Annotated in this window: 17 protein-coding genes, 1 tRNA gene and 1 riboswitch; of the genes, 8 read left to right on the top strand and 10 right to left on the bottom strand. The window is 65.8% G+C overall.

What is annotated here, in order from left to right; genetic code table 11:
• Window positions 1-595 precede the first annotated feature (595 nt).
• The 5 genes from metH to D4754_RS06300 all read right to left on the bottom strand — a co-directional run bounded on the left by metH (window position 596) and on the right by D4754_RS06300 (window position 7,376).
• Entirely contained in the window at window positions 596-3,325 is a 2,730-nt protein-coding gene (gene metH / locus D4754_RS06280) for a methionine synthase (RefSeq protein ID WP_121062049.1), read from the bottom strand.
• Complete coding sequence (locus D4754_RS06285; RefSeq protein ID WP_121062050.1) at window positions 3,318-4,373, bottom strand: homocysteine S-methyltransferase family protein; 1,056 nt, start codon at window positions 4,371-4,373, stop codon at window positions 3,318-3,320. The genes metH and D4754_RS06285 overlap by 8 nt, the downstream gene beginning before the upstream one ends.
• A gap of 170 nt (window positions 4,374-4,543) precedes the next feature.
• Window positions 4,544-4,846: a hypothetical protein gene (locus D4754_RS06290; RefSeq protein ID WP_163025797.1), complete on the bottom strand. Its 303-nt coding sequence runs from the start codon at window positions 4,844-4,846 to the stop codon at window positions 4,544-4,546.
• A gap of 121 nt (window positions 4,847-4,967) precedes the next feature.
• Window positions 4,968-5,172, bottom strand: a riboswitch (cobalamin riboswitch).
• A 147-nt stretch (window positions 5,173-5,319) separates the two neighbouring features.
• Complete coding sequence (locus D4754_RS06295; protein ID WP_121062052.1) at window positions 5,320-6,021, bottom strand: GntR family transcriptional regulator; 702 nt, start codon at window positions 6,019-6,021, stop codon at window positions 5,320-5,322.
• Window positions 6,018-7,376 (bottom strand): formimidoylglutamate deiminase, encoded by a 1,359-nt coding sequence (locus D4754_RS06300; RefSeq protein ID WP_121062263.1) that lies wholly within the window; start codon window positions 7,374-7,376, stop codon window positions 6,018-6,020. The genes D4754_RS06295 and D4754_RS06300 overlap by 4 nt, the downstream gene beginning before the upstream one ends.
• 72 nt (window positions 7,377-7,448) lie before the next feature.
• Here D4754_RS06300 and hutI point away from each other — a divergent pair, with 72 nt between their 5' ends.
• Genes hutI through hutU form a run of 4 tightly spaced genes read left to right on the top strand, consistent with a single transcriptional unit; the run spans window position 7,449 to window position 12,641 of the window.
• Window positions 7,449-8,636: an imidazolonepropionase gene (gene hutI / locus D4754_RS06305; protein ID WP_121062053.1), complete on the top strand. Its 1,188-nt coding sequence runs from the start codon at window positions 7,449-7,451 to the stop codon at window positions 8,634-8,636.
• Entirely contained in the window at window positions 8,630-10,150 is a 1,521-nt protein-coding gene (gene hutH, locus D4754_RS06310; protein WP_121062054.1) for a histidine ammonia-lyase, read from the top strand. The genes hutI and hutH overlap by 7 nt, the downstream gene beginning before the upstream one ends.
• Window positions 10,147-10,965: an N-formylglutamate deformylase gene (gene hutG, locus D4754_RS06315; RefSeq protein ID WP_121062055.1), complete on the top strand. Its 819-nt coding sequence runs from the start codon at window positions 10,147-10,149 to the stop codon at window positions 10,963-10,965. Before hutH ends, hutG begins: the two co-directional genes overlap by 4 nt.
• Window positions 10,962-12,641 carry a urocanate hydratase gene (gene hutU / locus D4754_RS06320; RefSeq protein ID WP_121062056.1) on the top strand — a complete coding sequence of 560 codons (1,680 nt, stop codon included), beginning with the start codon at window positions 10,962-10,964 and terminating at the stop codon, window positions 12,639-12,641. Before hutG ends, hutU begins: the two co-directional genes overlap by 4 nt.
• 300 nt (window positions 12,642-12,941) lie before the next feature.
• On the opposite strand, the gene D4754_RS06325 is transcribed toward hutU, so the two are convergent.
• The gene (locus D4754_RS06325) at window positions 12,942-14,225 is read right to left on the bottom strand and encodes an NAD(P)/FAD-dependent oxidoreductase (protein WP_163025798.1); all 1,284 of its coding nucleotides are present in this window, start codon (window positions 14,223-14,225) and stop codon (window positions 12,942-12,944) included.
• A gap of 166 nt (window positions 14,226-14,391) precedes the next feature.
• Here D4754_RS06325 and D4754_RS06330 point away from each other — a divergent pair, with 166 nt between their 5' ends.
• Window positions 14,392-15,033: an MSMEG_1061 family FMN-dependent PPOX-type flavoprotein gene (locus tag D4754_RS06330; RefSeq protein WP_163025799.1), complete on the top strand. Its 642-nt coding sequence runs from the start codon at window positions 14,392-14,394 to the stop codon at window positions 15,031-15,033.
• A gap of 9 nt (window positions 15,034-15,042) precedes the next feature.
• Here the strand turns inward: D4754_RS06330 and D4754_RS23885 are convergent, their stop codons facing one another.
• Complete coding sequence (locus D4754_RS23885; RefSeq protein WP_163025800.1) at window positions 15,043-15,186, bottom strand: hypothetical protein; 144 nt, start codon at window positions 15,184-15,186, stop codon at window positions 15,043-15,045.
• A gap of 266 nt (window positions 15,187-15,452) precedes the next feature.
• Here D4754_RS23885 and D4754_RS06335 point away from each other — a divergent pair, with 266 nt between their 5' ends.
• Window positions 15,453-16,868, top strand: a complete 1,416-nt coding sequence (locus D4754_RS06335; protein ID WP_163025801.1) for a hypothetical protein — start codon at window positions 15,453-15,455, stop codon at window positions 16,866-16,868.
• 95 nt (window positions 16,869-16,963) lie between these two features.
• On the opposite strand, the gene D4754_RS06340 is transcribed toward D4754_RS06335, so the two are convergent.
• Window positions 16,964-17,050, bottom strand: a tRNA-Leu gene (locus tag D4754_RS06340).
• A 147-nt stretch (window positions 17,051-17,197) separates the two neighbouring features.
• Between D4754_RS06340 and D4754_RS06345 the strand changes: the two genes are divergently transcribed.
• Window positions 17,198-17,869: a DsbA family oxidoreductase gene (locus D4754_RS06345; RefSeq protein ID WP_121062059.1), complete on the top strand. Its 672-nt coding sequence runs from the start codon at window positions 17,198-17,200 to the stop codon at window positions 17,867-17,869.
• Window positions 17,866-18,552, top strand: a complete 687-nt coding sequence (gene lipB, locus D4754_RS06350) for a lipoyl(octanoyl) transferase LipB (protein ID WP_121062060.1) — start codon at window positions 17,866-17,868, stop codon at window positions 18,550-18,552. Before D4754_RS06345 ends, lipB begins: the two co-directional genes overlap by 4 nt.
• Before the next feature lie 74 nt (window positions 18,553-18,626).
• Here lipB and D4754_RS06355 read toward each other — a convergent pair whose 3' ends face one another.
• Both D4754_RS06355 and D4754_RS06360 read right to left on the bottom strand, forming a co-directional pair.
• Complete coding sequence (locus D4754_RS06355) at window positions 18,627-19,625, bottom strand: cation diffusion facilitator family transporter (RefSeq protein ID WP_121062061.1); 999 nt, start codon at window positions 19,623-19,625, stop codon at window positions 18,627-18,629.
• Window positions 19,626-19,703: 78 nt separating this feature from the next.
• A complete protein-coding gene (locus tag D4754_RS06360; protein WP_121062062.1) occupies window positions 19,704-20,135 on the bottom strand; it encodes an HIT family protein in 432 nt (143 codons plus the stop codon).
• Window positions 20,136-20,267: the final 132 nt, after the last annotated feature.

Genomic DNA, 20,267 nt, shown 5'->3' on the forward strand with positions numbered 1-20,267 from the left:
GAATGTATTCTGGATCAATCCGTCCAATCCATCATGGGCGCAACGGACAGGCGCGCAGCCCTGCGAAGCTCAAGTTTCTCGTGTTTCATTGCTCTTCCGACTGGTGGGGCCGTGCTGTTTTGGTAGCTCGAAAGCCGCGATTGCCGTCGTTCCCGGCACCAAGGCCTACAAATGTAGTCCCCGGTCGAAGTCTTGCAGGCTTGGGCGCCCGGTTAATAGCAGCTCGCAGGCTTCGAAGCAAAGGACTGCTATCCGTTCGCCTCAGCACGTCAATCGGTTTCGCGACGTGATGGTTTGGGGTGGTCGCCCTGAACGGCATCGTCACTTCCCGGTTGGCGTGCCAGGGACGCGAACGGTCCGTATCTGGCGATACGACGCATCGAGACGTGGCATTGAAGCGGGAGGAGATGTTCGTTCGTTATCCAGTTAATACAGTTAGTTGCACAACATAATTCGAGTATGGAGGTTCGCCAGGCTGCCTTTGATCCCATCGTTACCTGCACCCGTATGGACCCATGGCGCCGTACAGTATGATCAACAGACAACGGAGCTTGACGGGCGCGGCGCATCCCCGAAGGACGCGCCGTGCCTTCGATTATTCCGCCGCGACCTTGGCGGCGGCGTCGGGGCGGTAGTTCAGGATCGGGGCAAGCCAGCGCTCGGCCTCCTCCAGTTCCATCCCCTTGCGTTGGGCGTATTCGGCGACCTGATCGCGTTCCACCTTGGCGACGCCGAAATAGGCGGCGTCCGGATGGCCGATGTAGATGCCCGAGACCGAGGACCCCGGCCACATAGCCATGCTTTCCGTCAGCTTCACACCCGTCTTAGCTTCGGCGTCCAACAGGCTGAAAAGAGTCAGTTTTTCAGTGTGGTCCGGCTGCGCGGGATAGCCCGGCGCGGGGCGGATACCGCGGTAGGGTTCGCGGATCAGTTCCTCGGGCGAATACGCCTCGTCCGGGGCGTAGCCCCAGTATGTCTTGCGCGCGCGTTCGTGGAGCATCTCGGCCATCGCCTCGGCGAAGCGATCCGCCAGGGCCTTCACGAGGATCGCCTGGTAATCGTCGCCGGCCTTTTCGAAGCGTTCCGCGATCTCGACCTCTTCCGGCCCTGCCGTCACGACGAAACCGCCGATCCAGTCATCCGTCCCCTTCGGCGCCACGAAATCGGCCAGTGCCATGTTGGGCCGGGCCTTCCGCTTGACCGTCTGCTGCCGCAACGTGTGGAGCGTGGCCAGTTCTTCGGTCCGGGCGTCGTCCTTGAACAGGCGGATGTCGTCGCCTTCGCTGTTGGCGGGCCAGAAGCCGGTCACGGCGCGGGGCTTGAACCAGCCTTCGCCGATGATCTTCTCAAGCATGGTCTGCGCGTCGGCGAACAGGTTGCGCGCCGCCTCCCCGTACTTCTCATCCTCAAGGATGCGGGGATAGACGCCTTTCAGTTCCCATGTCTGGAAGAACGGCGTCCAGTCGATATGGGCCGCGATCTCGGCCAGATCCCAGTCTTCGACGACCTTGGCGCCGGTAAAGCTGGGTGCGGGCACGGAATAGTCCGACCAGTCGATCTGGGGCGCATTGGCCCGCGCGGCCGCCAGCGGCAGGCGCGATTTCGCGGCTTCGGCCTTTTCGTGGCGTTCGGTCAGGTCGGCATATTCGGTGCGGATATTCTCGATATACCCGTCCCTCTGCGAATTGCTGAGAAGCGAGGACACGACCCCCACCGCCCGGCTGGCATCGGTGACGTAAACCACCTGACTGCGGTTGTACTGCGGCGAGATCTTGACCGCCGTGTGCACCTTCGACGTGGTCGCGCCGCCGATCAGCAGCGGCACGTCGAAACCTTCCCGCTCCATCTCGGACGCCAGATGCACCATCTCGTCCAATGACGGCGTGATCAGGCCCGACAGGCCGATCACATCGACGTTCTTTTCGCGTGCGACTTCAAGGATCTTCTGCGGCGGCACCATGACGCCCAGATCGATGATTTCGTAATTGTTGCAGGCCAGTACGACGCCGACGATGTTCTTGCCGATGTCGTGCACATCGCCCTTCACCGTCGCCATCAGCACCGTGCCGGCATTGTCGCGCCCGCCACCACCGTTCAGGCGCTTTTCTTCTTCCATATAGGGCAGAAGCAGGGCCACGGCCTGCTTCATCACGCGAGCGGATTTCACCACCTGCGGCAGGAACATCTTGCCCGCGCCGAAGAGGTCACCGACCACGTTCATGCCGGCCATCAGCGGCCCTTCGATCACTTCCAGCGGCTTGTCGGCGGCCACCCGCGCCTCTTCCGTGTCTTCGTCCACGAATTCCGTGATGCCGTTGACCAGCGCGTGTTCCAGCCGCTTTTCGACCGACCATTCGCGCCATGCCAGATCGCGCACCCGTTCTTCGCGCGCGCCGCCGCGGAAGCGTTCGGCGATGTCCAGAAGGTTCTCTGTCGCCGTGCCGCCCGCCTTGGGCTTGCGGTTCAGAACGACGTCTTCGCAGGCCTCGCGCAGTTCGGCATCGATCTGGTCGTAGACGGCCAGCTGGCCGGCGTTGACGATGCCCATGTCCATGCCCGCCTTGATGGCGTGGTACAGGAACACGGCATGCATCGCCTCGCGCACGGGATCGTTGCCCCGGAACGAAAACGACAGGTTCGAAACCCCGCCCGAGATATGGCAATGCGGCAGGTTCTGGCGGATCCAGCGGGTCGCCTCGATGAAGTCGACACCGTAATTGTCGTGCTCTTCGATCCCCGTGGCCACGGCAAAGACGTTCGGGTCGAATATGATGTCTTCGGGGGGGAAGCCCACCTCTTCCGTCAGGATCTTGTAGGCGCGGGCGCAGATTTCCGTCTTGCGTTCGAACGTGTCGGCCTGGCCGTCCTCGTCGAAGGCCATGACCACCACGGCGGCACCGTAGGACAGGCACAGCCCGGCCTGATGGCGGAACGCGTCTTCGCCTTCCTTCATCGAGATGGAGTTGACCACCGGCTTGCCCTGCACGCATTGCAGGCCGGCCTCGATCACCTCCCATTTCGAACTGTCGATCATCACCGGCACCCGGGCGATATCGGGTTCGGCGGCGACAAGGTTCAGGAAGTCGATCATGGCCTGCTTCGAGTCGATCAGGCCTTCGTCCATGTTGACGTCGATGATCTGGGCACCGTTTTCGACCTGGTCGCGGGCAACCTCCAGCGCGGTGTCGTATTCGCGGTTGGTGATCAGCTTGCGGAACCGGGCCGAGCCGGTGACGTTCGTCCGTTCGCCCACGTTGACGAAGGGAATGTCCTTGGTCAGGACAAAGGGTTCAAGCCCCGAAAGGCGCAGAAGGGGATCAGGCATCGGCAGTCTCCAATGTCGGGACAACGCGCGGCGCATGGCCTGCCACCGCCTCGGCGATGGCCTGGATATGTTCGGGCGTGGTGCCGCAGCAGCCGCCGACCACGTTCACAAGCCCGTCCTTGGCGAAGGTCGCGACCTGCTGGGCGGTTTCGTCCGGGCCTTCGTCGTATTCGCCGAAGGCGTTGGGCAGGCCCGCGTTGGGATAGGCGCAGATCAGCGCGTCGGCCACGCTGGACAGTTCCGCCAGGTGCGGGCGCATCGCGGCGGCCCCCAGCGCGCAGTTCAGCCCCACGGTGAAGGGGCTTGCGTGGCGGACGGAATGCCAGAACGCCGTGGGCGTCTGGCCCGAAAGCGTCCGGCCCGAGGCATCGGTGATCGTGCCCGAGATCATGATGGGCAGGCGCTTGCCGTGCTCCCGGAACGCCTCGAAACACGCGAACAGCGCCGCCTTGGCGTTCAGCGTGTCGAAGATCGTTTCGACAAGGATCAGGTCGGAGCCGCCTTCGATCAGGCCGCGGATCTGCTGGCCATAGGCCACGCGCAGGTCATCGAAGGTGACGGCGCGGTAGCCCGGGTCGTTGACGTCCGGGCTCATCGACGCGGTCCGGTTGGTGGGGCCCACGGCACCGGCCACCCAGCGGGGGCGGCCATCTTCGGCGGTCGCGCGGTCCAGCGCGCGGCGCACGACGCGGGCGCCTTCGGCGTTCAGGTCATGGACCGCCGCTTCCAGCCCGTAATCGGCCTGCGCGATGGTGGTGGACGAAAAGGTGTTCGTCTCGACAATGTCCGAGCCGGCCATCGCATAACGGTAATGGATATCCTCCAGCGCCCTGGGCTGGGTCAGGATCAGAAGGTCGTTGTTGCCCTTCTGCGGCAGGTCCGTCGGATGCTCGCAGGGCTGGCCGCCCTTGCCGCGATAATCCTCTTCATCGAACCCCAGCGCCTGGATCTGCGTGCCCATGGCGCCGTCAAGGATCAGAATTCGGTCACGCGCGGCTTGCTCGAGATCCGAGAAGGCCGGCGTCTTCGGTAGGTCAAAAAGGTGCATGTCGCTCCCACGGTCAGGCAAGTCTCGCACCTACGGCAGGAGTTAACCAATAGCAAACTCATCATACTAACAAAGATAGTGAGGTTCATTCATACTGGCGGACGAAACGCGCCGGAACACGCCGCTTTGCGGACGGAAAACGACGTGTTTCTGGTGTCCCAGATTTGCCCTCAGAGCATGCGCCGCCGCTCCCGCGCGCCGCCCCGCCGCCGTGGACAGGGCAGCGACAGATCCAGCGTTCCGGGCGTGCCGGTCAGGCTTTGGCGGACGAGGTCGCAGAAGGCCGCGACGGCCGGGTCGGTGCCGGTGAAGGGGGCCGCCAGGGCCAGCGCACGCTGGGCTTCGGCCGTGTAGCTGGCATCCGCGTCAAGGAAGGCCAGCCACTGGATATAGCCCAGCCGCGCCAGTTCCCGCGCCCGTTCGGGTGTCTCGGACCGGGATTGCAAAGTGGTGATCGTTCGTTCCAGAAGCATCGCGCCCTCCGCGCAGATTGGGCGGGGGATCGGGCGCATGACGATGACGGGAAACCGTGTCGGTCCATCTCGGTCACTCCGCCCCATGGCGCCCCGCCAGGGTCAAGGTGGCTGCGGTGCGAATGTCGCACCGGAGATGGCAGGTCTCCTGACTTGCGGGTCGTCGCGGTGTCCGAACCTTCCCGGGCCGATTCGCCCAGTGGTTAAGTCTCGGAGCCGCTCTCCGCCTACAGTTGCGGGGGCAGTCGCGGAATTGGGCCGAGGCCCGCACCGCATTCCCTTTTCAGCCGCCCCGAAGGGCCGGCACCATCGGGATCATGGATCGCATGTCCGGATCATCGAGTCCACATCTGTCGGGGGTGACGTCAGTCCGGGCCCGGTTTTTCCGGTCACCATGGCCTCCCCCGCCGGCAATCCGGGAGATCATGACAGGCGTTCGCCGCTTGCCCATGATCGGGCCAGACGAGGCCCTGCTAGAGCCGCGCCATGAACCGGTGGCCTGCGCGATAGGTCAGCTTCACGGCGGTCACCACGCGGTCGCCGTCCAGCGTGACACGGTCGAGCGTCAGGACCGGGCTTTCGGCCGCGATGTCCAGCAGCCGCGCGGTGTCCGGCGCGGCCTGTTCGGCGGCGAAGGACAGCGTCCCGCCGGTGTAGGGGATGTTCTCCAGCAGCCATTCGTTCGCGCTGATCCGTTCGAACGGTGCGTCGTCGAGGCCCGGCAGGCGGCCGTCGATCCAGCGGTTTTCGACGGCATAGGGCGCGCCATTGGCGAAGTGGAGGGCGACGACATGAAGGCAGGACGCATCGAACCCCTTCCCGCCCGGGATGTTCGCGGGCGGGCGCTCGATGCCGCTTTGGACAAGGCGGTAGCCATAGGTGGCGCCCGTGTCCTCGATCTCCTGCCGCATGATGGCGATGTCCAGCACCGCGCGGCGGACGGGATGCAGCGCAACCCGCGTGCCGCCCTTGCGGCGGCGGTCGACCAGCCCGTCTTCGGCGAGGCTGCGCAACGCACGGTTCACCGTCGTGCGGGCACAGCCGAATTCCTCGGCAAGGGCGGTTTCGTGGGGGATGAGCTCTCCCGGCGGCCAGTCGCGGCGGTGGATGCGGCGGCGCACCTCGTCGCGGATCTCGCGCCAGCCGGCGCGGGCCTGTTTGGTGTCGGTCGTCACATCGTGTCCCTCAGGCCGGCCAGTGCGCGGCGGTATCCGGCCACAATCTCCTCCCGGCGCGCGTGGCGGCCATTCTGTACCACGTGCCGCCCGCCCGACCACACATCCGCGACATGGGTCGCGCTGCCGGCAAAGACGAAGGCATCCAGCGCCGTGTCCCCCGTCAGCCGGTCCAGATCCGGGTGGCTTGTATCGAGCGCCAGCAGGTCGGCCCAGGCCCCGGTTTCGATCCGCCCGGCATCGCGGCCCGCAGCCTGCGCGCCGCCCGCCGCCACGGCATCGAAGATCCGCCGCGCCGAGGATTTATCGGCGGAGGCCAGCATCGCGCGGCCCCTATCACGCAGGCGTTGGGAATGTTCCAGCACGCGGATCTCCTCGGCCAGCGAGATGCGCAGGTTTGAGTCCGATCCGATGCCGATGCGGCCCCCTGCGTCCATGTAGCGGACACCATCGAAGATCCCGTCACCCAGATTGCTTTCGGTGATCGGGCACAGCCCCGCGACGGCGCCCGTGGCGGCGAGGCCCAGCGTTTCGTCCGGCGTCATCTGCGTGCAGTGGATCAGGCACCATTCCGGGCCGATTTTGAGATTGGCCAGCGCCCATTCGACCGGCCGCGCGCCCCAGGCGGCTTCGACCTCCTCAACCTCGGGCACCTGTTCGGCCAGATGCATGTGGATCGGGCCCCCATTCGCCAAACCGGGCAGAGCCGCGAAGGACTCCTGCCGCACGGCCCGCAGCGAATGCGGCGCGACGCCCAGCCGCGTGTCGGCAGGCAAGGCGCTGAGGCTGGCACCGGCGCCCTCCACGATCTTCGCGTAAAGGTCCAGATCCGACCCGAACCGCACCTGCCCGGGCGACAGCGCCCGCCCGTCGCAGCCGCCGTGTTCGTAAAGCACCGGCAGCAGCGTCAGCCCGATGCCCGACGTACCCGCAGCCGCCGCGATGCGTTCGGCCATCTCGGACGGATTGTCATAAGGCGTGCCGTCGGTCTGGTGATGCAGGTAGTGGAATTCGACCGATGCGCCGAAGCCTGCCTCCAGCATCTCCATCTGCACGAAGGCGGCGATGGCTTCGACCTGATCGGGTGTCATCCGGTCCAGAAAGCGGAACATCAGCCGCCGCCATGTCCAGAAACTGTCCGACGCATCAGGCCCGCGCGCTTCGGTCAGGCCCGCCATGGCGCGCTGGAAGGCGTGGGAATGGAGGTTGGCCGGTGCGGGCAGCAGCACGTCGACCAAGGCGTCCCCCGCCCCGCCGGGCTCGACCGCCACGATCCGGCCATCATCCACCGTCACGCAGACATCCTGCGCCCATCCCGTCGGCAACAAGGCCTGCCCGGCCCGGATCTTTTGCATCGCCATCACCGCTTGCTTTTGATATTATGTGCATACATAATCCAGACTCAGTTTCGCACGCAAGGATTACAAATGCGTCTTCTGACAAATTGCACCCTTGTCCCCCACCCGGGTGAATCGGTGCCGGATGCCGTCATCGCCATCGACGGGGAGACGATCGCCTGGGCCGGTCCTTTGACCGATCTGCCGGGGGATTACGCCGGTTGGGAGCGGGAGGATCTGGGCGGCCGTCTGGTCACGCCGGGGCTGATCGATTGCCATACCCATATCGTCCATGGCGGCCACCGCGCCGGGGAATTCCGGATGCGGCTGGAAGGCGAAAGCTATGACGCCATCGCGCGGGCGGGCGGCGGGATCGTGTCGACCGTCACCGCCACGCGGGAGGCCACCGAGGACGCCCTGCTGGCCGATGCCCTGACCCGCGCCGATGCGCTGATCGCCGAAGGGGTGACGACGCTGGAGATCAAGTCCGGCTACGGGCTCGACGAGGCGACGGAGCTGAAGATGCTCCGCGTGGCGCGCGCCGTGGGCGATGCCCGCCCGGTCGACGTGGTGACGACCTTCCTTGGCGCCCATGCCGTTCCGGCGGATTACAAGGGAGAGGCCGAAAGCTATATCGACACGGTCTGCATCCCTGCCCTGCGCGCGGCCCATGCCGAGGGGCTGGTCGACGCGGTGGACGGGTTCTGCGAAGGCATCGCGTTCAGCCCCGACGAGATCGCCCGCGTCTTCGACGCCGCCCGTGCGCTGGGGCTGCCGATCAAGCTGCATGCCGAACAGCTGTCCGACCTCGGCGGTGCCGCGATGGCCGCCGAGCGGGGCGCGATGTCGGTCGATCACCTGGAATACCTGAACGCCGATGACGTGCAGATCCTGGCCCAGCACGGCACCGTCGCCGTGATCCTGCCCGGCGCCTTCTATACCTTGCGCGAAACGCAAGCCCCGCCGATCGAGGCGCTGCGCGCCGCCGGCGTGCCGATGGCCGTGGCGACGGATTGCAACCCGGGTTCCTCCCCCATGGCATCGCTTCTGCTGGCGATGAACATGTCGGCGACGCTCTTCCGGATGACGCCCGACGAATGCCTGGCCGGGGTCACGACCAACGCCGCGAAGGCGCTTGGCCTGACCGACCGGGGTGACATCGCCCAAGGCCAGCGCGCCGACCTCTGCGTCTGGAACATCGGCGCGCCGGAGGAGCTGAGCTATCGCATCGGCTTCAACCCGCTTCACCAACGCTATTACCGAGGACGCCCATGCTGACCCTTGTTCCGGGCGCAACGCCTTTGGCCCACCTGCACGCGATCTGGTCCGGGGACGATCCCGTCACGCTGACGCCCGACTGCCGCCCGGCGGTCGAGGCCGCGGCACGCCGGATCCACGATGCGGCGCAAGGGAGCGAGGCCGTCTATGGCGTGAACACCGGCTTCGGCAAGCTCGCTTCGGTCCGGATCCCGCCCGGGGATACCGAGCAGCTGCAGCGCAACCTGATCCTGTCCCATTGTGCGGGCGTGGGCGCCGCCCTGCCGCCCGAGGAAGTGCGCCTGATGATGGCGCTGAAGCTCCTGTCGCTGGGGCGCGGGGCGTCGGGTGTGCGGTGGGAGACCGTGGCCCAGATCGAGGCCATGCTGGCCCGCGGTGTCATCCCGGTGATCCCCGAACAGGGATCGGTCGGCGCCAGCGGCGACCTTGCCCCCCTCGCCCACATGGCCGCAGTGATGATCGGCGAAGGCGAGGCGATGTACGACGGCGCCCGCCTGCCTGGCGGTGCCGCGCTGGGACTGGCCCGGCTGAAGCCTGTCGTGCTGGGCCCGAAGGAAGGTCTGGCGCTGATCAACGGCACGCAGTTTTCCACCGCACTGGCGCTGGCGGCGCTGTTCCGGGGCTGGCAGGCGGCATGCACAGCGATTGTCACGGGTACGCTGTCGCTCGATGCGATCATGGGATCGACCGCGCCGTTGCTGTCCGAAATCCACACCCTGCGCGGCCATCGCGGCCAGATCGAGGCCGCCGCCGCCCAGCGCGCGCTGATCGACGGCTCGCAGATCCGCGAAAGCCACCGCGAGGGCGATGCCCGCGTGCAGGACCCCTATTGCATCCGCTGCCAGCCGCAGGTGACCGGCGCCGCGATGGACCTGATGCGCTTTGCCGCCCGGACGCTTGAGGTAGAGGCCAACGCCGTCACCGACAACCCGCTGGTGCTGAGCGATGCCATCGTGTCGGGCGGGAACTTCCATGCCGAACCCGTGGCCTTCGCCGCCGACCAGATCGCGCTGGCATTGGCCGAAATCGGCGCCATCGCCCAGCGCCGCGTGGCGATGATGGTCGATCCGGTCCTGTCCTTCGACCTGAAGCCGTTCCTGACGCCGAAACCCGGCCTGAATTCCGGCTTCATGATCGCCGAGGTCACGACAGCTGCACTGATGAGCGAGAACAAGCACCTGGCGAACCCCTGCTCTACCGATTCCACGCCGACCTCTGCCAATCAGGAAGACCACGTGTCGATGGCCGCCCATGGCGCGCGGCGGCTGATGCGGATGGTGCGGAACCTCGAAGTGATCCTTGGCGTCGAAGCATTGTGCGCCGCGCAAGGCGTGGAATTCCGCGGACCGCTGAAGACCAGCGCGGCATTGCAGGGCGTCATCGACCGCCTGCGGGCCCATGTGCCCGCTCTGGACGAAGATCGCTACATGGCGCCCGACATGGAACGCGCCGCGTCGATGGTCCATGACGGCACCCTGACCCGCGGTCTGGAACTGCCGGAGCTGGCGGCATGACTCCGGTCGAGATCACCCGCGGCGTTGGGCCAATCGTGCTGGGTATGCCCCATACCGGGACCTTCGTGCCGCCTGAGGTCATGGAAATGCTGAACGACACCGGGCGGGAGCTGGCGAATACCGACTGGCATGTCGATCAGCTGTATGACGGGCTGCTGGCCGATGCGACCGTGGTGCGGGCCACCTTCCACCGTTACGTGATCGACGCGAACCGCGATCCGTCGGGCGCGTCCCTCTATCCCGGGCAGAACACAACCGGGCTGGTCCCGCTGACCGATTTCGACGGCGCCCCCCTGTGGCAGACCGAACCCGACGCGGCGGAGATCGAGCGCCGCCGCCTCGCCTACCACGCGCCCTATCATGCGGCGCTGCAGGCGGAACTGGAGCGGGTCCGCGCGAAACATGGCGTGGCGATCCTGTGGGACTGTCATTCCATCCGCTCGGTCATCCCCTACCTGTTCGACGGGACCCTGCCCGATTTCAACATCGGCACGAACAATGGCGAAACCTGCGCGCCGGTCCTTGAAGAGGCCGTCGCAAAGGTCTGTGCCGAGGCGCCTCAGACCTCTGTCCTGAACGGCCGCTTCCGCGGCGGCTGGACGACACGGCACTATGGCCAGCCTGCCAATGGCCTCCACGCGATCCAGATGGAGATGGCCTACACCACCTACCTTGCCGCCGAAGAGCCGCCCTGGACCTATGACCCCACCCGGGCCGCGCCTGCGCGCGCTGTCCTGGCGGACGCTCTGACGGCTCTTGAATCCCTTGCCCCGACCCTTGCCCAGACTCATTCGCAGGAAGGCCCGAACGCATGACCAATCCCCGCCACAACATCCGCGATGTCTTCCCGCCGACCGGCCCCGAGATCACGGCGAAAAGCTGGACCACCGAAGCGCCGATGCGGATGCTGATGAACAACCTGCACCCGGACGTGGCCGAGAACCCGCACGAGCTGGTGGTCTATGGCGGCATCGGCCGTGCGGCGCGGACATGGGAGGATTTCGACCGGATCTGCGCCAGCCTGAAGGATCTGGAGGAGGACGAGACGCTGCTCGTCCAGTCGGGCAAGCCGGTAGGCATTTTCCGCACCCACGCCGACGCGCCCCGCGTGCTGATCGCCAATTCGAACCTTGTCCCCCACTGGGCGACATGGGACCATTTCAACGAACTGGATCGGAAGGGGCTGGCCATGTACGGCCAGATGACTGCCGGATCGTGGATCTATATCGGCACGCAGGGCATCGTTCAGGGCACCTACGAGACCTTCGTCGAAGCCGGGCGCCAGCACTATGGCGGCGATCTGACAGGCCGCTGGATCCTGACCGCGGGACTGGGCGGCATGGGCGGCGCGCAGCCTCTGGCCGCAGTGATGGCAGGCGCCTGCTGTCTGGCCGTGGAATGCGACGAGACCCGGATCGATTTCCGCCTGCGCACGCGGTACGTCGACGAAAAGGCCCGGACGCTGGACGAGGCCTTGGAGATGATCGACCGCTGGACGAAGGCGGGCGAGGCGAAATCCGTGGGACTTCTGGGCAACGCGGCGGAAGTCTTCCCCGAGCTTGTCGAACGCATGAAGGCCGGCGGCCCCCGCCCCGATATCGTGACCGACCAGACCTCGGCCCATGATCCGCTGAACGGTTACCTGCCCGCGGGCTGGTCCGTGGCGGAAGCGCGCGCCAAGCGCGAAACGGCACCGGCCGAGGTCGAAAAGGCCGCGCGCGCGTCGATGAAGGTGCATGTCGCGGCGATGGTCGATTTCTGGAACGCCGACGTGCCGACGCTGGACTACGGCAACAACATCCGGCAGGTCGCGCAGGACGAAGGGCTGGAGAACGCCTTCGCCTTCCCCGGCTTCGTCCCCGCCTATATCCGCCCGCTCTTCTGCCGCGGCGTGGGCCCGTTCCGCTGGTGCGCGCTGTCGGGCGATCCGGAGGACATCTACAAGACCGACGCCAAGGTGAAGGAGCTGATCGACGATCCGCACCTGCACAACTGGCTCGACATGGCGCGCGAGCGGATCGCGTTCCAGGGCCTGCCCGCCCGGATCTGCTGGGTGGGCCTTGGCCTCCGCGACAAGCTGGGCCTGGCGTTCAACGAGATGGTGCGAACCGGCGAATTGTCGGCCCCGGTCGTGATCGGGCGGGACCATCTGGATTCGGGCTCCGTCGCCTCGCCCAACCGCGAGACGGAGGCCATGCGCGACGGATCGGACGCGGTATCGGACTGGCCGCTGCTGAATGCGCTTCTGAACACGGCGAGCGGGGCGACATGGGTGTCGCTGCATCATGGCGGCGGCGTGGGCATGGGCTTCTCGCAGCATTCCGGCATGGTCATCGTCTGCGACGGGACGGAAGACGCCGACCGCCGCATCGCCCGCGTGCTGTGGAACGACCCGGCGACAGGGGTGATGCGCCACGCCGATGCCGGCTACCCCGAGGCGCTGGACTGCGCACGGGAGAACGGCTTGCGGTTGCCGGGGATTCTTGGCTGATCCAAGATTAACCGCAACGCCACATGTTACAGACCCCGGATCACGTGTGATCCGGTTCGCGCCCGACATTTGCGGCACCGGTCAGGATTGCCGACTGTCCAATGGACTGGCCGTAGGGTGCGTGGTCCCCACGCACCACTCGCTGGCACCCGGGTTACGGTGCGTGCAGAGCACACACCCTACCGCCTTACGAAACCGTTCCACATTAACCGGGCCGTTGTGCCCAGCCAACCGTAGGGTGCGTGGTCTCCACGCACCACTCGCTGGCAACCGGGTTACGGTGCGTGCAGAGCACACACCCTACCGGCCAACCAGACCGTTCCACATCAACCGGGCCTCCACGCCCAGGGGCCAGAACGGCTGAAACGGCACCGGCTTGATCTGCGACGATCGCAACGGCAGCGCCGCCTGCCTACCGTCGCGAAGCCGCGCGGCCAGAACCGGGCCAAGCGCCGTTGCCATCGCCACGCCGCGGCCGTTCAGGCCGACACAGGCCAGTCCCGTCTCGCCGAATTCATGGACATGCGGGTAGTGATCCGCCGTCAGGCACACCCGGCCGTTCCAGTAGTATTCCCAGCCGATTTCCCGCAGTTCGGGCCACAGCCGCTCGGCCAGCGCCTGCAGATGCCCCGGCGCTTCGGCGCCGTCGATCGGGCGCATGGGCCCGCGGCCGCCGAACAGGAATCGGCCCTGCGCGTCGACGCGGTAGTAATAGGTCACCAGCCCCGTCTCGTAGAGCACCTCGCGCCCCGCGAGGATCCGGGCCTGCACCGCCGCGGGCAAGGGCCGCGACGCCGCGATGGTCGAAAAGACCGGCATCAGCGACCGCCGCAGCCGCGGGATCAGGCCGTCGGTGTAGCCGTTGGTGGCGAACAGAACCTTTTCCGCCGTCACCTTGCCGCCGGGCGTGTCCAGCACCCAGCCATTGCCTTGGAAGGCTTTCACCACCGGGGAATTCGAATAGACCGCCGCCCCGGCATCCTGGGCGGCCATAGCCAGCGCGCGGGAATACTTCATCGGATTGAGCTGTCCTGCCGCCGGATCGAACAGCCCGCCGGTATAACGATCCGTCCCCGTCGCCGCCTGCAAATCCCCGGCGCTGCGGGACTGGACCGGGATGTTGCGCCGCTCCAGCTGGGCGATCAGCTCGTCGACCTCGCGCTGCAGCTTCGCATCGGTCGCCGCGCGGTAGCCGCCGCCGTTGACGTAATCGCACTCCAGCCCCAGCCGCTGCACCAGGGCGTTCACCCGGTTCGGCGCATCGTAGGAAAAGCGCACTGCCTCGGCGCCCTGATCGCGCTCGATGATCTGGGGGGCGTGCTTCAGGCCGGAATTCACCTGCCCGCCGTTCCGTCCCGACGCGCCCCAGCCCGGTTCGTTGGCTTCCAGCACCACAACGTTCACGCCGCTTTCCGCAAGCGACAGGGCGGTCGACAGCCCCATGATGCCCGCGCCCACGATAGCCACGTCGGTGCGGATGTCGGACATCAGCCCGACCCGGTCCGTTGACCCCACATCGGCGGCATAGGCGCTGGGAGGCAGACCGGAACTGGCCTTGGTGCGGACGATGTCGATCAGGGGCATGTGGATCTTCCCGGGGTGTTTCGACCAATCCTTACGTCTGCCGCGCGGCGCCGGCAATTCGCGGGGCCGACTTTCTCTGGACAGACGCCGCACCTGTTCGCATCCTGAGCAGAACCGGGCGCGACGCCGGACGGCCGCGCCCTGCTTCGACGTGCGAGGGCAGGCCATGACCGACACGCCAATCGACGCCTACACCGACCTGATCGAAACCGAGACCGATCTGGAAGCCACCGTAGGCGCCCCTTTCCCGCCCGCGGCGGCGAAGGAGCTGCCCTGCCTCGACGCCATATGCCGCGATTACATCGCGCGGTCGCCCTTCGCGGTCCTGGCCACCGCCGACGAGGACGGCATGCCCGAGATCTCCCCCCGCGGCGATCCGGCCGGGTTCGTGGCGATCCTTGACGACCGCCACCTTGCCCTGCCCGAACGCCCCGGCAACCGCCGCGCCGACACGCTGCGCCGCCTGATCCGCAACCCGCACGCGGCGCTACTGTTCCTGATTCCCGGCTGGGGCGAGACATTGCGGGTCTACGGCACCGCGAAGCTGGTCCGGGACGACGCCCTGACCCGACAATTCGAAATCAACGGGCGCGCGCCGAAGCTGGTCATCGTGATCGAGATCGCCCGGGTGATGATCCACTGCCCGAAATGCGTCATCCGCTCCCACCTGTGGGAGCCCGGGGCCTGGCCATCGACGGAAGGCTTGCAGGATATCCGCACGGTGATGAAGGTCCACGCGCAGCTTGACGGCACGATGGAGGAACTGGACGCGAAGGCCATGAAGGCCGGTGTGATCGACCTTTACTAGCATTGATTTTCATAGCTTTGCCATTTCGGCGCGGACCTGCCCCTGCCGGTAGGTGCGCATGGCGGCCTCGTCGATCTCCTGGGCCGGGGCGCGGTCGAGCTGAGCCAGCCCTTGAAGATCGCTGCGGTCTGCGTCCCTGTCGGGTTCGGCCATCCTGAAGGCTCCCCTGTTTTTTCGGGATGGTAGCCGCCGTGGCATGCGCAGGAAATCACGGAAAACACGCCGCGCCGCACCGCGGGCGTCACATGTCCTGTCCGCCGGGCCGCCTGCCTTCGACTGTGACCCGTCGCACAAAATGCCGCTTCCCCACGGAAGAATTCTGGATGCAAATGGCATCTGGGGGTAGCAAGTTGTCAGGGAACTGTCCCGCGCCGGCGAACGTGGCGGGCTTGAAGGACGCGACACGACAGGAGGGCACGATGATCGGAACGGTGTTTACGTCAGGAAGGAACCGGGGCTTGCGCACGGCGCTGGCCCTGTCGCTTTTGCTGCTGGGCGGCATGCCCGCCATGGCGCAGACGCTGGTCTGCAACCTCGACGGTGCGAAGGTCGTCGAGGGGGAAGGCCGCGCCTTCTACAGCGCTCGCAGCGTGCCCAAGGGCCAAAGCTGCGACAGCGTCGCCCAGACCCGCACTTGCGACGCCGGGGACATGTCGGGCAGCGACAGCTATCGCTACCACGATTGCATCACGCTGGAATACTTCCTGGGCGCGAACGTGAACCGGAGACCGGGCTTGCTGATGCCCGAACTTCTGGAGGTATCGGAAACCGACTGGGTTCGCGCGAATGTCGATATCCTGATGTACGAAGCCCAGGACAAGGCCGGCAGCGAAGACAAGCGGTGGCAGTACGGCGACTGGGATGTCTTCAAGGCCGCGGTCGAAGACGACGACCGCAAGGCCATCCTGAACCTGATGTGGGATTTCGGACGCTACGAGATCGCGCCCCCCGCCCCGGGTTCCAAGCGCGAGGCAGAGCTGTTCGCCTATCTCGACACCCGGATCCTGGACGATCTGGCGCCCTATGCCGACATCATCGTGTCGGGCAACGAACCGTTCGTGAACACACGCGAACAGGATTGGGCCTTCAACAAGAAGAGGCAGGAAATACCCCTGGTCGCGTTCTATGAACGGGTCACCGAGCACGTGAACGACTACCTGGTCGAAAACGACATGCGGGACCGGATCGACCTGTACATGGGCGCATTCACGCGCCTTCACACCAAGAAGATGCAGGACCAGCCCGCGTTGAAGGCGCTTCTCGGCTATGCGGAAAACGCGACCTTCGTCGACGGCATCGACCTGCACACGCATGTCACCACCGTGAAACAGCTGGAAAAGGCGCTGAAGTTCGCCCGCCAGTATTCGACGAAACCGATGCTGGTGACCGAGTTCAGCTTCGTCTGGCGGACGAAGAAGGGGTTGGAGGACGGCACGCTGGGGCCGGAGTTCGCCAAGGCCTGGGGTTACGACCCGAACACCAAAACGACCGACTACCTGGCGTGCAACGTCTTCGGCATGACCAAGGGATGCAGGAAGGACTGGCGGGTCAGCCAGGCAGAATGGAACGACTTCATGGCGAGCCGGGAGTGGTGGCTGGATAACTTCATCCTCGATTCCTACAAACTGTTCCAGGAATACGGCGTCCGGGGGTCGACCTTCGTCCTGACGCAGGATGACGATGGTCCCAGCCGGAAGCAGATGAGCACCGACCGTCCGCCCTGGTACATGGGCGGTCTGTTCTATCTGGGCGGGGTCGAACCGCACCCCGATGGCAGCCCGCAGACGAACTACCAGTATCTTGACGATTACCTGGCCATCCAGAACAGCAAATGATCAGGCCGTGCCCCGCGCCAGCGCGTGGGGCACCCTCAACGCGAAAAGGTCCGGCAGATGATCTGCGGACCCAACGGCTTGATATTGAGTGAGAATGGTGCGGTCGAGAAGACTCGAACTTCCACGGGAGTTACCCCACAGCGACCTCAACGCTGCGCGTCTACCAATTCCGCCACGACCGCATCCTGACTTGGTGGACGGCGTATAGACGAAGCCGAAACCGATGTGAAGACCGGAAGAGACGGAAAAATCGCGCGCAGAGTTGATTTGGACGCCGCCCGCCAGCTCTGCTAGGCTGGCCCCGTTTTCAGCCTTAGCGGAGCCGCAAGATGACCCAGCCCGACCAGACCGAACTGGAAGCCAGCGCGATCCAGGTCGACATCGTCTCAGACGTCGTCTGCCCCTGGTGCATCGTCGGATTCCTGCAGTTGCAGCAAGGGCTTGCCATGGCCGGCATGGGCGCGCGGATCCGCTGGCATCCGTTCGAACTGAACCCCGGCATGCCGCCCGAAGGGCAGAACATCGCCGAACACGTGGCCGAAAAGTACGGCTCGACCGCCGAACAAAGCCAGGCCGCCCGAACGCGGCTGACCGAGATGGGCGCAGCCCTGGGCTTCACCTTCGCCTTCACGCCCGAGTCGCGGATCGTGAACACGTTCCGGGCGCACCAGCTGCTGGACTGGGCGGCGGAATACGGGCTGCAGCATCCGCTGAAGATGGCGCTGTTCAACAGCTACTTCACCGAAGGCCGCGACGTGTCGGCGACCGGCGTGCTGCTGGACGCAGTGCGGGAGGCCGGGCTTGACCCGGAAAAGGCGGCAGAGGTGCTGGAAAGCGGCGATCATGCGGCGCGGGTGCGCGAGAAGGAAGAATTCTGGACGGAGAACGGCATTTCCGGCGTGCCGACCATGGTGTTCGACGGCCGCTACCTGCTGACCGGCGCGCAGGAGCCCGCGACCTATGCCGACGTTCTGCGCCGCTGCAAGGCAGAAGCCGCATGAAGGACGAGACGCTGGCCCACGCCCACACCGCGCCGCTGGAATGGAAGCGGTCGGACGGGCTGGTGGGCTATGACGAGGCGCTGGCCTTCATGGAAGCGCGCGCCACGGCCATCGCCGCGGGCGAGGCGCCGGAATGCCTGTGGTTCCTTGAACACCCGCCGCTTTACACCGCGGGCACCAGCGCCCGGGCCGAGGATCTCCGCGCGCCCGACCGTTTCCCCGTCCACCAGACGCGCCGCGGCGGGCAGTTCACCTATCACGGCCCCGGACAGCGCGTCGTCTACGTGATGCTCGACCTGAACCGGCGCGGACGGGACGTGCGGCGCTTCGTGCAGTCGCTGGAGGCATGGGTGATCGCGGCACTGGCCGAGTTCAACGTGACCGGAGAGATTCGCGACGGCCGCGTCGGCGTCTGGGTCGCCCGACCTGAAAAGCCGCTGACCGCCACGGGCCTGCCCGCAGAAGACAAGGTTGCGGCGATCGGTATCCGTCTGCGGAAATGGGTCAGCTTCCACGGGATTTCGATCAACGTGGACCCGGACCTGTCGCATTTCGACGGAATCGTCCCCTGCGGCATCAACGATTTCGGCGTGACCAGCCTTGTCGATCTGGGACTGCCGGTGACGATGGAAGACCTGGACCTGGCGCTGGAACGCACCTTCCCGCAGGTGTTCGAGGGCTGACCCTCGCGGTTTCGTTCGACCAAGGCCAATGACAGCCTGCGGAAAGCCGTTTGGGAACGGCCTTCCGACAAGCCCTACCCGTGGCCGATCAGTTGTGGATCGTCGCAGGCATGATGGGCGCATTCCAGTTCCAGCGTGGAATGCCCGATATCGAACTTGCCCTTCAGCACGTCCTTGATCGCGGCCTTGATCCCGTCGGCCTGTCCCCAGGCACCTTCGTCGATGATGACATGGGCATCGAGCGCCGAGTCGTTTTCCTGCATCTGCCACAGGTGGACGTGGTGGACATCCGTCACCCCCGGCACGGCGCGCACGGCGCCGACGACCTCGTTGAAATCCAGATGCCCCGGCGTGCCCAGCATCAGAACCCGGATCGCACCGCCGATTTCCATCTGCACGTGCCACAGGATGTAGGCCGAGATCATCAGCGTCACCAGCGGATCGACCCATGTCCATCCGTAGAGGATGACGAGCGTCCCCGCGACGATCACCGCGACCGACCCCAGCGCATCCGCCACGTTGTGGAGGAAGGCCGCGCGGATGTTCATGCTGGTCTTGGCCATCGTGTAGGTCAGCGCCGCGGTCGCAAGATCGATCACCAGCGCCACGCCCGCGATGATGACCATGATCCAGCCTGCGACGGGCTCCGGCTCGAAAAACCGCATGATGCCTTCGTAGACAAGGTAGAGCGCCACGATGATCAGCGTGACGTAGTTGATCAGCGCCGCCACCACCTCGGCCCGGCCGTAGCCGAAGCTCATCTGTTCGCTGGCCGGCCGACGGGCGATCTTGCGGGCGGCGAAGGCGATGACCAGAGCCATCGCGTCCGACATGTTGTGCAGCGCGTCGGCAATCAGCGCGAGCGAGCCCGACAGGATCCCGCCGATGATCTGCGCGATGGTCAGTGCGAAATTGGCAATCACCGCACCGATAATGCGCGCATCGCCCGACGACGGGTCGATGTGATGATGGTGGTGATGACCATGCCCGTGACCATGCCCGCCGTGGCCATGCCCGCCATGATCGTGACCGCCATGACCGTCGTGATCGTGTTCCGCCGTCTTGTCCGTCATTCATGCCTCCATCGGCTGAACGGGCCTGTGCGTCCAGCCTTACCCTGCCCGCGAGCAGGCTTCCAGCAGATGAGCCACCTATCCCAGTGCTGCGCGGATCTTTTCCGCCTCGGCCGCGACATCGTCCGCATCGGCCATCGTGCGCGGCGGCAGCAGCGTGTCGCCCTCGTGCCGCGGAAGAATATGGAAATGGAGGTGATAAACCTCCTGCCCGCCGGCCGGTTCGTTGAACTGCTGGAGCGTGATCCCGTCGGCGCCGTAGCCTTCCAGCATCGCCAGCGAGATCTTCTGGACGGTCGCCATCACCGCGGCGATCTGGGCGGGACTCGCATCCAGCATGTTGCGGCAGGGGGTTTTCGGGATCACCAGAACATGGCCCGGCGTGCGGGGCATGATATCCATGAAGGCGAATGTGTCGTCGTCTTCGAAAACCTTGTGGCAGGGCAGATCGCCGCGCAGGATCTTGGCGAAGATATTGTCGGGATCGTAGCTTTCGGGCGCATAGCTCATGTCGCAAAACCTTAACAAAAACGGGTCCCTCGTGTTCTGAACGGGGGCATGGGGCAGGTCAAGCGACAAGGCCCCGGGCGCGGCCAAGTGCTGCCGACCGGCCCCCTGCAACCGGACCAACCGCGTCAATTT

The sequence above is a fragment of the Chachezhania antarctica genome, from assembly GCF_003646465.1.
In the GTDB taxonomy this organism is placed as follows: domain Bacteria; phylum Pseudomonadota; class Alphaproteobacteria; order Rhodobacterales; family Rhodobacteraceae; genus Chachezhania; species Chachezhania antarctica.

Excerpts from the sequence above, each read along its gene's own strand:
- D4754_RS06345 (WP_121062059.1), top strand. The coding sequence starts at position 17,198 with ATGACCCAGCCCGACCAGACCGAACTGGAAGCCAGCGCGATCCAGGTC.
- lipB (WP_121062060.1), top strand. The coding sequence starts at position 17,866 with ATGAAGGACGAGACGCTGGCCCACGCCCACACCGCGCCGCTGGAATGG.
- D4754_RS06325 (WP_163025798.1), bottom strand. The coding sequence starts at position 14,225 with ATGCCCCTGATCGACATCGTCCGCACCAAGGCCAGTTCCGGTCTGCCT.
- hutI (WP_121062053.1), top strand. The coding sequence starts at position 7,449 with ATGCGTCTTCTGACAAATTGCACCCTTGTCCCCCACCCGGGTGAATCG.
- metH (WP_121062049.1), bottom strand. The coding sequence starts at position 3,325 with ATGCCTGATCCCCTTCTGCGCCTTTCGGGGCTTGAACCCTTTGTCCTG.
- D4754_RS06285 (WP_121062050.1), bottom strand. The coding sequence starts at position 4,373 with ATGCACCTTTTTGACCTACCGAAGACGCCGGCCTTCTCGGATCTCGAG.
- hutH (WP_121062054.1), top strand. The coding sequence starts at position 8,630 with ATGCTGACCCTTGTTCCGGGCGCAACGCCTTTGGCCCACCTGCACGCG.
- D4754_RS23885 (WP_163025800.1), bottom strand. The coding sequence starts at position 15,186 with ATGGCCGAACCCGACAGGGACGCAGACCGCAGCGATCTTCAAGGGCTG.
- hutG (WP_121062055.1), top strand. The coding sequence starts at position 10,147 with ATGACTCCGGTCGAGATCACCCGCGGCGTTGGGCCAATCGTGCTGGGT.
- D4754_RS06290 (WP_163025797.1), bottom strand. The coding sequence starts at position 4,846 with ATGCTTCTGGAACGAACGATCACCACTTTGCAATCCCGGTCCGAGACA.
- D4754_RS06330 (WP_163025799.1), top strand. The coding sequence starts at position 14,392 with ATGACCGACACGCCAATCGACGCCTACACCGACCTGATCGAAACCGAG.
- D4754_RS06355 (WP_121062061.1), bottom strand. The coding sequence starts at position 19,625 with ATGACGGACAAGACGGCGGAACACGATCACGACGGTCATGGCGGTCAC.
- hutU (WP_121062056.1), top strand. The coding sequence starts at position 10,962 with ATGACCAATCCCCGCCACAACATCCGCGATGTCTTCCCGCCGACCGGC.
- D4754_RS06335 (WP_163025801.1), top strand. The coding sequence starts at position 15,453 with ATGATCGGAACGGTGTTTACGTCAGGAAGGAACCGGGGCTTGCGCACG.
- D4754_RS06360 (WP_121062062.1), bottom strand. The coding sequence starts at position 20,135 with ATGAGCTATGCGCCCGAAAGCTACGATCCCGACAATATCTTCGCCAAG.
- D4754_RS06300 (WP_121062263.1), bottom strand. The coding sequence starts at position 7,376 with ATGCAAAAGATCCGGGCCGGGCAGGCCTTGTTGCCGACGGGATGGGCG.